The following is a 2,384-nucleotide window of genomic DNA, read 5'->3' on the forward strand; positions in this document are numbered from 1 at the left end:
GTACGGGCGCCTGCCCCTGCAGGTGCCGCTCGTGCTGTGGGGCCTGTCCGTGGCGCGCGGCTCCCGGCGGTCATGAACGTCGCGGTCGTGACGGGGGCCGGATCCGGGATCGGGCGGCACGTCGCGCGGGCGCTGCTCGGGGCCGGTTACCGGGTGGCGCTGGTGGGACGGCGAGCCGAGACGCTCCGCGAGACCGCCGACGGCTCCGGCGCGGCCCTGGTCGTCCCGGCCGACGTCGGGTCGGACGAGGCGGTGGCGGGCGTGTTCGCCGAGGTGCGTCGCGCGTGGAGGCGGGTCGACCTGCTGTTCAACAACGCGGGGACGTTCGGGCCTGGAGGCGCGGCCGACGAGATCTCCGTCGAGGACTGGCGGCGTACGGTCGACACGAACCTGACCGGCGCGTTCCTGTGCGCGCGGGAGGCGGTGCGGCTGATGAAGGAGCAGCGGCCCCGCGGCGGCCGGATCATCAACAACGGCTCGATCTCCGCGCACTCCCCGCGACCGGGCAGTGTCGCCTACACCGCCACCAAGCACGCCATTACGGGCCTGACCAGGTCGCTGTCGCTGGACGGGCGGGCGTACGACATCGCCTGCGGGCAGATCGACATCGGCAACGCGGCGACCGAGATGACTGCGGGCATCGCCGAGGGGGCCCGCCAGGCGGACGGACGGCTGACGCCAGAGCCGACGTTCGACGTCGAGCAGGTGGCGCGGGCCGTCCTGTACATGGCGAGCCTGCCACTGGAGGCGAACGTGCAGTTCATGACCCTGACCGCGACGAAGATGCCGTTCGTCGGGCGGGGTTAGGGCCTGTCTCGAGGTGGTTGGGTCGTGGGTTTTCCACAGCCGTGCGTGTGGTCTTCCTTTGGTGTGTGGGGTGGCTTGACAATGGAAGTGGGGTCGGCGCCCCCTGGGAGGGCGGGGAGTGTCTGGGAGGGCGGGGAGTGTCTGGGAGAGCGGGGAGTGTGTCCCGACCGGCGGAGTGTCCCGGACGGCGGGACTTCGAAACACGCCTCAGGCCGACGTGGTGATGAGCTCGTCGGCGACCCAGCGTGCGGCGCCGGCGGGATAGGGGGCCGGCAGGCCGAGGACGATGTGCCCGAAGCCGGCGTCGATGGCCTCGCCGATCGCCTCGCGGGTGACGCCGGGCCGGTCGTAGGAGACCGGCAGGTGGATCGAGCGGGTGATCGAGGCGGGGTCGCGGCCGATCTCGGCGCAGTAGCGGTCCAGCAGTGCGCTGCGGCGGACGACGTCGTCGATGTCGCCGCCGGGAATGTTCCACAGGTCGGCGTGTTCGGCGACCACGCGGAGCGTCGCGGCCGAGCGCCCGCCGATCAGGATCGGCGGATGGGGGCGCTGGACGGGTGCGGGGTTGCAGAACGCCCCGGTGAGCCGGATGTGTTCGCCCTGGAAGTCGAATGGTTCGGCCTCGGTCCACAGCCGCCGGATCACCGTGCACGCCTCGGCGAGGCTGCCCACGGCGTGGGCGACGTCGTGGAAGGGCAGGCCGTGTGCCTCGTACTCGCGCCGGGCCAGCGGATGGTCCGGTCGCGAGCCGACGCCGATCCCGAAGTCGAGCCGTCCGCCGGAGACGATGTCGACCGTCGCGGCGATCTTGGCCAGCATCGCGGGCGGCCGGAAGCGGTTGCTGGTCACGAGCAGGCCGAGGCGCAGTCGCCGGGTCTGCGGGGCGAGGGCCGAGAGCAGCGTCCAGCCTTCGAAGGCCGGTCCGTTCGGGTCGCCGCCGATCGGCATGAGGTGATCGAACAGCCACGCGTGCTCGATCTCCGGGATCGCGTCCGCCTCGCGCCAGATCCGCAGGACGTCGTGATAGCCGACCTGCATGGGGGCGGTCATGATCCCGAAGCTGGGCCGGGGAGTGTGTGACATCGGCCGTTGGTCCTTTCAATGCGGGAACCGCCATTAAACGGAACGCCTTTTCGGCGCGATTGACTCAGGCTTGCCAGAGCCATGCGCAAGCGAGGCCACAGAAACGAAACCTTGTTCCGGTAACTATACGGAACGAGGTTCCGATTGACAAGGATGGAGCGACCGGGCCCTAGATGCGGCGGGCCGCGTTCAGGGCCTGGTCGCGATAGGAGCCGCCGAACAGGACGACGTGGACGAGCAGCGGGTGGAGCTGGTGCAGCGGCACGCGGTCGCGCCAGCCCCCGGCCAGCGGCGACGCCTCGTCGTACGCGGCGACGATCCGCTCCAGGTACGGCGCGCCGAACAGCGCGAGCATCGCCAGGTCGGTCTCGCGGTGACCGCCGTGCGCGGCCGGGTCGACCAGCCAGCCGCGGTCGTCGCTCCACAGGACGTTGCCGGACCACAGGTCCCCGTGGATCCGCGCGGGCGGCTCGGGCGGGCCCGCGGCGTCGGCG

Annotated in this window: 3 protein-coding genes; 1 reads left to right on the top strand and 2 read right to left on the bottom strand. The window is 71.6% G+C overall.

Annotated elements, in window-relative coordinates:
- Positions 1 to 72: 72 nt before the first annotated feature.
- Complete coding sequence (locus tag ACFFNX_RS49750) at positions 73 to 807, top strand: SDR family oxidoreductase (RefSeq protein WP_378213482.1); 735 nt, start codon at positions 73 to 75, stop codon at positions 805 to 807.
- A gap of 207 nt (positions 808 to 1,014) precedes the next feature.
- Here the strand turns inward: ACFFNX_RS49750 and ACFFNX_RS49755 are convergent, their stop codons facing one another.
- A complete protein-coding gene (locus tag ACFFNX_RS49755) occupies positions 1,015 to 1,857 on the bottom strand; it encodes an LLM class flavin-dependent oxidoreductase (protein ID WP_378213483.1) in 843 nt (280 codons plus the stop codon).
- 202 nt (positions 1,858 to 2,059) lie between these two features.
- Positions 2,060 to 2,384, bottom strand: a 325-nt coding sequence (locus ACFFNX_RS49760) for a fructosamine kinase family protein (RefSeq protein ID WP_378213485.1), incomplete at its 5' end; no start/stop codon positions are given.

The organism is Actinoallomurus acaciae, assembly GCF_042429965.1.
In the GTDB taxonomy this organism is placed as follows: domain Bacteria; phylum Actinomycetota; class Actinomycetes; order Streptosporangiales; family Streptosporangiaceae; genus Actinoallomurus; species Actinoallomurus acaciae.